Source organism: Mesorhizobium sp. M1406, from assembly GCF_040317555.1.
In the GTDB taxonomy this organism is placed as follows: Bacteria; Pseudomonadota; Alphaproteobacteria; order Rhizobiales; family Rhizobiaceae; genus Mesorhizobium.
Map to the genome: position 1 here is coordinate 102,917 of NZ_JAMYKW010000018.1, position 7,405 is coordinate 110,321.

General features: G+C 60.5%; 11 protein-coding genes and 1 tRNA gene. 9 read left to right on the top strand and 3 right to left on the bottom strand.

Annotated elements, in window-relative coordinates:
• Window positions 1-94: 94 nt before the first annotated feature.
• Together NKH03_RS17450 and NKH03_RS17455 are read right to left on the bottom strand one after the other, a co-directional pair.
• The gene (locus NKH03_RS17450) at window positions 95-406 is read right to left on the bottom strand and encodes a hypothetical protein (RefSeq protein ID WP_352969506.1); all 312 of its coding nucleotides are present in this window, start codon (window positions 404-406) and stop codon (window positions 95-97) included.
• 115 nt (window positions 407-521) lie between these two features.
• Window positions 522-1,382 carry an ATP-dependent DNA ligase gene (locus NKH03_RS17455; protein ID WP_352969508.1) on the bottom strand — a complete coding sequence of 287 codons (861 nt, stop codon included), beginning with the start codon at window positions 1,380-1,382 and terminating at the stop codon, window positions 522-524.
• 84 nt (window positions 1,383-1,466) lie between these two features.
• On the opposite strand from NKH03_RS17455, the gene NKH03_RS17460 reads away from it, so the two are divergent.
• From NKH03_RS17460 to NKH03_RS17480, 5 genes are all read left to right on the top strand, one after another.
• Window positions 1,467-1,652: a hypothetical protein gene (locus tag NKH03_RS17460; RefSeq protein ID WP_352969510.1), complete on the top strand. Its 186-nt coding sequence runs from the start codon at window positions 1,467-1,469 to the stop codon at window positions 1,650-1,652.
• A gap of 93 nt (window positions 1,653-1,745) precedes the next feature.
• Window positions 1,746-2,132 carry a hypothetical protein gene (locus tag NKH03_RS17465; RefSeq protein ID WP_352969512.1) on the top strand — a complete coding sequence of 129 codons (387 nt, stop codon included), beginning with the start codon at window positions 1,746-1,748 and terminating at the stop codon, window positions 2,130-2,132.
• A 1-nt stretch (window position 2,133) separates the two neighbouring features.
• The gene (locus NKH03_RS17470) at window positions 2,134-2,925 is read left to right on the top strand and encodes an excalibur calcium-binding domain-containing protein (RefSeq protein ID WP_352969514.1); all 792 of its coding nucleotides are present in this window, start codon (window positions 2,134-2,136) and stop codon (window positions 2,923-2,925) included.
• Window positions 2,926-2,991: 66 nt separating this feature from the next.
• Entirely contained in the window at window positions 2,992-3,672 is a 681-nt protein-coding gene (locus NKH03_RS17475; RefSeq protein ID WP_352969516.1) for a hypothetical protein, read from the top strand.
• Between the two features lie 13 nt (window positions 3,673-3,685).
• Entirely contained in the window at window positions 3,686-3,934 is a 249-nt protein-coding gene (locus NKH03_RS17480; protein WP_352969518.1) for a hypothetical protein, read from the top strand.
• A 92-nt stretch (window positions 3,935-4,026) separates the two neighbouring features.
• On the opposite strand, the gene NKH03_RS17485 is transcribed toward NKH03_RS17480, so the two are convergent.
• Window positions 4,027-4,101, bottom strand: a tRNA-Gly gene (locus NKH03_RS17485).
• A gap of 254 nt (window positions 4,102-4,355) precedes the next feature.
• On the opposite strand from NKH03_RS17485, the gene NKH03_RS17490 reads away from it, so the two are divergent.
• The 4 genes from NKH03_RS17490 to NKH03_RS17505 all read left to right on the top strand — a co-directional run bounded on the left by NKH03_RS17490 (window position 4,356) and on the right by NKH03_RS17505 (window position 7,284).
• The gene (locus tag NKH03_RS17490) at window positions 4,356-4,853 is read left to right on the top strand and encodes a prolyl-tRNA synthetase associated domain-containing protein (protein WP_352866495.1); all 498 of its coding nucleotides are present in this window, start codon (window positions 4,356-4,358) and stop codon (window positions 4,851-4,853) included.
• Window positions 4,854-4,936: 83 nt separating this feature from the next.
• Window positions 4,937-5,950, top strand: a complete 1,014-nt coding sequence (trxA, locus tag NKH03_RS17495; protein WP_352969520.1) for a thioredoxin — start codon at window positions 4,937-4,939, stop codon at window positions 5,948-5,950.
• 207 nt (window positions 5,951-6,157) lie between these two features.
• Window positions 6,158-6,829 (top strand): LON peptidase substrate-binding domain-containing protein, encoded by a 672-nt coding sequence (locus tag NKH03_RS17500; RefSeq protein ID WP_352866490.1) that lies wholly within the window; start codon window positions 6,158-6,160, stop codon window positions 6,827-6,829.
• A 209-nt stretch (window positions 6,830-7,038) separates the two neighbouring features.
• Entirely contained in the window at window positions 7,039-7,284 is a 246-nt protein-coding gene (locus tag NKH03_RS17505; RefSeq protein ID WP_352866488.1) for a Trm112 family protein, read from the top strand.
• Window positions 7,285-7,405 lie beyond the last annotated feature (121 nt).

The window sequence follows — 7,405 nt, forward strand, 5'->3', positions numbered from 1 at the left end:
ACATTTCTCTTGGTCGTCAAGCCTACCTGTGTGGAAGCGGACAGATAAAAAGGGGCGGCTCGCGGCCACCCCTTCTAGACTTTTGACTAGGGCGTCAGTTGAATGGCCGGACCACAAATCGATTTCTGTTGGGATCAGTACAAGTATCGACAACTTGTATCAAGTTATTTCCCAGATACGTCAAACAGCTATTGGAATGGTCGGCCCATTGAATAACAACGTTCCCCAGATTCGGCGGCGCTTTGCTTACACGATCTAACTCATCATTAAGCGAAATGACATTGTCGCCAAGGCAGGCGACCTTCTTTTCTTGGCTAAACTGAGAGCAATCCTTTAAAGTTATAGCATCCGAAGTGGATACAGCGCTGATGATTAGACCGGCTGCCAGAAAAAGCGATTTCCCCATTTGATCCTCCCTTGGAATTATATCGCATCGGGAGACTAACGCAGTAAATCACATTCAACAAGATAGATCGGCGTTGCAAACTCGAGTCCCACCTTTTGTTCTTGGCGACGGCCGTTCAATCTTCCTCCCGGAAGTCCTGAAGTGAGGCGTGCCGCAAATCCTCCTCGCCGCGCAAGTGCTTCACACGGCCGATGATCCCAGGCTTGACCCATTGCGTTGCCGGCCGCTTCATGCCCTTCGGCGCCGGCCCGGCGTGCTCCTGGACGCGCTTCCATAGCCGCTCGCGGATGGCGCGGCTGGAGTTGATGAAGGCCGAACCGACATATCGCCTGGTTGCCCGGTCAGCCATCAGGGCAAAGGCCGGCTTGCCCGCCTCGCGCTCGACACCCAGCAACTCATATTCGTCGACCGAATAGCATTTCGCCTTCAGCCAGTTGGTCGACGGTCCGCTGCGGTATTTGCTGTCGCGTCGCTTCGACACCATGCCCTCGAGGCCGGCTTGGTCGAGCAGATGGAAGATGGCTTTGGCCTCGCCCGGCAACGGCTCGCTGAACTGGATCCGGCCGCCAGGCTCGATCATGCTGGCCAGGATCTCGCGCCGCTCCTCCAGCGCCATGTCGCGCAGATCGTGGCCGTTGAGATGGAGCAGATCGAAGGCAACGAAATAGAGATCATGCTGCCGGCGGGTGATTGCCTTGCGCAACTCCCCGAAGTCGGAAAGGCCGGCGTCGTTCAGGACGATGATCTCGCCATCCAAAATGGCGCTTTCGGCGCCGAGGCTGTCGGCCTCTTTCACCAAGTCGCGATATTTTGCGGTCCAGTCGTGGCCGTTGCGGGTGTAGATTCGGGTGCTGTCCTCATCGATGATCAGTTGCGAGCGATAGCCATCGAACTTCACCTCGTGAATCCAGTCGTCACCTTCCGGCGGTTGCTCGACAAGGGTCGGCATCAAAGGCGGGACGAACTTCAAACGCATGCACTGGACTCTCAAGCCGCGATTCAATCAGCTTCCGCTAAAATAGTTCCGGAACATTTTAGACGAATTGAATGTTTGATAGCCATGACGAAGCTATCCGACATTGGGCCACCGATTCCCGGCAAGCAGCACGGCGGCGAGCCGGCCGATGAGCTGGACAATTTCTATACCTGCCCGACTTGCGGGCAACAGGTCGACATGCGGGACCTGCGCCAAGTCATGTGGCACGAACGGCCAAAGCACAAGCCGCTCCTCGTTCTGGTGGATTAGAGCCCGCGACCTTTCGACGGTATGGCCGTCTAGGCGATTCGACAGCAACGCATAAACAGTGCATGGTCAGATTTGGTGTCGGGGGATACCTACATGCATTGGCGTTCGTGTTTTTCTACTGTTTTGGCGGTGCTTGTTTCGGGCTGCGCCGCCGACTATTTGAACAACTATGACTCGGTGACGCTCGCGGCAGGCGATGCGAACCATGCGAACATGCTTTTGCAGACCGTCGATCCCTTTAATTCGAATAGCAAAAACACCCACATCGAAAGCGACGGGCAGCGGATAGCCGGCGTCGTTCAACGATATCGCGGTACGACTTTGGCGCCCCCGGCTTCTGGCGGCACGGTCGTGAATGTAGGCGATAGCGGCGAACACCCCTGCGACCTGCGAACCCAAACTGACAGCGCCGGGAGAAGTTGCGGCGAGCGTTCCGCTGAAGCGAAACCGGGCGGCCGAACCGGCCACGAAGCCGACTAAGATGGCTCGCATCGGAAGATCCGATAAACGAAAGAGGGCCACCGCGCCGCTGCGCCTTGTCTTCGTGATGGTGGCAGCGATGGCGGCCTACGTGACGCAGTTCATCGTTCAGCATAGTGACGTCGCGGCTGACCTCCACGTTTCCAACTGGATCGCGCCGAAGCCGGAGCCCATCACCGGCGTCGCTTCGGTCATCGATGGCGACACGATTGAGATCCACGGGCAGCGCATCCGCTTCAACGGCATCGACGCTCCCGAGTCAGCCCAACAATGCGACGACGCCAAGGGCTTTCGCTACCGCTGCGGTGCGAAGGCCGCAGCAGCGCTCGACGGGTTCTTGGCTGCCTCGAGGCCGGTCAGATGCACCTTTGTCGCGTGGGAACGCTACAACCGATTCGTGGGCGACTGCCGGCGCGCGGACGGCGCCAGTGCGGCCGCCTGGATGGTCGAGCACGGCCAGGCGCTTGACTGGCCGAAATACAGCCACGCCGCCTACGCAGGACAGCAAGCGAAGGCAGAGGCAGCGAAGGTCGGCCTTTGGGCCGGAACGTTTCAGACGCCCTGGGAGTGGCGCGCTGGACATGGGGACGGCGGCGTACGGACGACAACCGGCCAGCCGCTAGGCATCATCACCCGGCGACTGGTCGCACAGAGCGGTTATTCGTGCGAGCCGCGGCGGACGTGTCCGCAGATTGGGTCTTGCGAGGAAGCCGATTGGTATCTGCAGAACTGCCCATGGGGCGGGAAGCTCGACCGCGACAAGGATGGCATTCCGTGCGAGTCGCTTTGCTGAAAAAACATTGGAACGATGTAAAATCCGGCATTTCGGATATCGTTCCCCAAAGAGCGGGGGATCACTATGACTGACATTGCATCGCAGCAGGGATCTGGCGGCGCCCCAACCGGTCGAACACCGGATTCCGGCACGGGCGCGCGCATCTTTTTCGGCGTGCTTTCGCTGATTTGGGCTACCTACACGGGCTATGTCATCAGTTCGGAACCTACTAAAGGCGAACTGAGAGATGCACTGCTGGGGCAGTCACAGTACGCTTCGCTCATCACAGAGGACGTCTCGAGTCTCTACGCTCGAAATAGTCAATCGTTGGCCGTGCTGAGAGCACTTTCTGCCCAAGCGGAAGCCCTTCCAACGGCCGATGATAAGGCAAAGTCGGCTCTGATTTCGCAGATCAATACCCTCGTTGGCCAAGCAGAATTGCAAAATCAATCGCTCGGGGCCGTACTTGAAAAATTCAAGGCGCGTCCCTTTATGGATCTGGCGGCGCCGAACTATTCAATGTCGCTTGTCAGCCCCGCTGAGGCGGCCGCTAAAAAGCCCAAGCCTAGCCAAACGTGGATTACGACGCCCGGGAATATAATTTGGGTGTCAATTGGTCTGAGCGTGTTGGGGGCAGTGTATTTCGGAATGATAAATGCGTGGTCGTCCGACAAAAAGAAGCAAGAGTCGGCACGCCAGAATTTGGATCGCTTATTGGGGTTCTGGATCGGTCTAGGCACCGGCGGGACGATAGCTAACGTCTAATTGGAGGCTTAGAATGCAAGAACTGTCGATGCGTGAGAAGGCGCAATTCATCCTGTTGATATTCAAGGGTCAGGGAATGAAGCCCGGCGATGTTCTCCAGCAGAAGACGCTACTTCACGCCTCAGCCATCTACGATATGAGCGCCAAAGAGGTGGCGGAAGGTATAAATGAAGCTTTTGAGAATGTTTGGGTCGACGGAACCCCAAAAGGATCGGTCGCCCTAACGGAAGCGGGTTGGAGAAAAATCCAGGCACTCGATTGACAGCCGTGCTGCCCCGGTGCTGCCCCAAAAAGCGAAAAGGCCGGATCAATGTCCGGCCTTTCTTCGTAAAGCTTGATTTCCTTTGAGGAAATTGGAGCGGGTGAAGCGATTCGAACGCTCGACCCCAACCTTGGCAAGGTTGTGCTCTACCCCTGAGCTACACCCGCTCGCACGGCGTCTTGGCCGCAAGCCGGGCCTATATGGCTGAAGAGCGCGGCGATTGCAACAGGGAAATCGCAGGCTTTTTTTGCAACGCGGCGGGCGATGCCGGCAAGCCGCCGGCACTGTGGCGGGCGCGCGAGTGGCGGAGCCGCCACCGCGAAGGCGGTGCCGTTCACCGCGATGTCGCATGACGGTCTTGTGCCGGCCGCCCCATTGGCCGTAAACGGCATGGGCTGAGAAACGGGACGAAGACAAACCGATGCCGAAGACCGAAGCCGACCTGATGGCCTTTCTTGCCGAACTCGGGATTGCCGCCTCGACGAAGCGTCATCCGCCGCTCTATACGGTCGCCGATTCGCAGGCGCTGCGCGGCGAAATCGCCGGCGGGCACACGAAAAACCTGTTCCTGAAGGACAAGAAGGACAATTTCTTCCTGGTCACCGTCGGCGAGGACGCGGTTGTCGACCTGAAGCAGATCCACCAGGTGATCGGCGCCGCCAGCCGCGTTTCCTTCGGAAAGCCGGAGATGCTTATGGAGCTGCTCGGCGTCACGCCGGGTGCCGTCACGGTCTTTGGCGTCATCAACGATACGGCAAACAGGGTCAAGCTCGTGCTCGACAAGGATTTGATGGAGCATGCGGTGATCAACGGGCATCCGCTGACCAATGAGGCGACGACATCGATCGCAGCGAGCGACCTGATCAAATTCGTCGAGGCAACCGGGCACGATGCTGCTATCTTGAAAGTCTCCGCGTGATCGCCACATGGTGGCTTGAACCGATGGTCTGAAGCGTGTGGCGTCTAGCTGCCGGCCGGCCGCGCCATGGAAGGGTTAAAGAGATGAGCGACAACAATCCGTTTGGCGGCCCCTTCGGGGGCAATGGCGGCCAGTACACCACATCGGTGCAGTATGGTGGGACCGCCCCCGCGCCGGCGAAAGTCGCGCTTGGCGATGCGCCCGCTGCTACCGGCGCCCCGGGTGCCAATGTCATCAAGGATACGACGACCGCCGCCTTTGCCGCCGACGTCATCCAGGAATCGCGCCGCCAGCCGGTGCTGGTCGATTTCTGGGCGCCCTGGTGCGGGCCATGTAAGCAACTTACGCCGCAGCTGGAAAAGGCGGTCAAGGCCGCCGGCGGCAGGGTCAAGCTGGTCAAGATGAACATCGACGATCATCCCTCGATCGCCGGCCAGCTCGGCATCCAGTCGATTCCCGCGGTCATCGCCTTCAAGGACGGCCAGCCGGTCGACGGCTTCATGGGCGCCATCCCCGAGAGCCAGATCGCCGAATTCATCACCAAGGTCGGCGGCAAGGGCGATGGCGCGCCGCCGGTGGCCGAGGCGCTGGCCGCCGCCGCGCAAGCGCGCGAGGCCGGCGACATGCAGGGTGCCGCCGACATCTATGATGCCATCCTGGCGCAGGCGCCGGAGACGATCGAGGCGATCGCCGGCCTGGGCGAGCTGCTGTTCGAGGCTGGTGACGTGCAAGGCGCCGAGGCACTTTTGGCAACAGCGCCGGAAGCCAAGAAGGATGCGCCGCCGCTGGCCGCCCTGCGCGCCAAGATGGCGGTCGCCGCGCAAGCGGCCGCGCTTGGCAATCCGGCCGAGCTCGAGCGGCGCCTTGCTGAGAACCCCAACGACCATCAGGCGCGTTTCGATCTGGCCATGATCCAGAACGCCAATGGTGATCGCACCGCGGCGGCCGACAATCTGCTGGCCATCATCAAGGCCGACCGCGCATGGAACGAGGACGGCGCCAGGACGCAATTGCTGCAGCTGTTCGAGGCCTGGGGCATGACCGACGAGGCGACGCTCGCGGCGCGGCGCAAATTGTCGGCGCTGCTGTTTTCCTGAGCCGGTTACCGGTTGTTTTGCCGCACGGGCTTGGCGTCGGCGATGACTGCGCCAGATTAATGCATGTCGCCCAAAAGTAGTCCCGGCTTTGGGAGAACGACATGCATGAAACAAAGAGATGGAGCGGTTGGGCGTTTCCGTGAAACGGTGAGCTGCTCTGGGATAAAGAATTGACGCGCTTCTTGGTGGCGCGATCGGAGGAATGAGGTGCAAGCGGGAAACGCGCATTACCGGCTCGCCAAGCATTTGCCGTCGACGATCCCGATCTTCCCGCTCGAAGGTGCGCTTTTGCTGCCGGGAGGCCGCATGCCGCTCAACATCTTCGAGCCGCGCTACCTGCAGATGGTGGACGAGGCCATCACCGGCTCGCGGCTCATCGGCGTCATCCAGCCCAGTCTCGACGGAGCCTTGCGCGACGACGGCGAGCCGGAGCTCTGCAATGTCGGCTGCGCCGGGCGCATCATCGCCTTTTCCGAGACCGGTGACGGCCGCTATCTGATTTCCCTGCAGGGCGTGTGCCGGTTCCGCATTGCAAGCGAATTGACGGTCAAGACGCCGTTTCGACAGGCCAAGCTGGCGCCCTTCCTCGCCGATCTCGATGAGGATCAGGCGGCCAACGAGATCGACCGGCCATCGCTGCTCAAGGCTTTCCGCGCCTATCTGCAGGCCAACGACCTGGAGGCCGACTGGGAAAGCGTCAGCCGGGCCGAAAATGCCATGCTGGTCAACGCGCTGTCGATGATGGCGCCCTACGGGCCGGCCGAGAAACAGGCGCTGCTCGAAGCAGCCGACCTGAAAACCCGGGCCGAGACGCTGATCGCCATCACCGAAATGGCGCTGGCGCGCGAGAATGAGGATTTTGGTTCGAGCCTGCAGTAAGGTGTGCCGAAGGACGCAGTGCAGCGGGTTAATTGTCAATGGCGGTGCTACCCCTCATCTGCCTGCCGGCATCTTCTCCCCGTGAAGGACGGGGAGAAGGGACTTGGCCGCAACGCTGGCGATCCCCTCTCCCAGTTCTTCACGGGGAAAGGGTAGGGTGAGGGCAGCGCCAACGTTCGGATAATCCGAGGCTAAAGAGGACGGACGGAATGGCGGACGGACGTGACGGGAAGAAGGTCAATGTCGACCCCAAGCTGCTGGAGCTGCTGGCCTGCCCGCTGACCAAGGGGCCGCTGACCTGGGATCCGGAGCGCGGTGAGCTGGTCTCGCGGGTTGCCAAGCTCGCCTATCCGGTGCGCGACGGCATCCCGATCATGCTGCCCTCGGAAGCGCGGACGCTCTCCGTGGAGGATGTGCTGGCCCCGCCGCCGCCTCGCTTGGGCGGACCGGGTTGAAGAGTGCGCCACTGCGGCGCAGAAATTGCCGCGGCTGGCAGGCCAGAGGGGGGTGCTGTCCCGCTGTCATCGAAGTTTTTTGCCACTACTGAAAATTACGCCCCTTGGGCATCACTTGTTC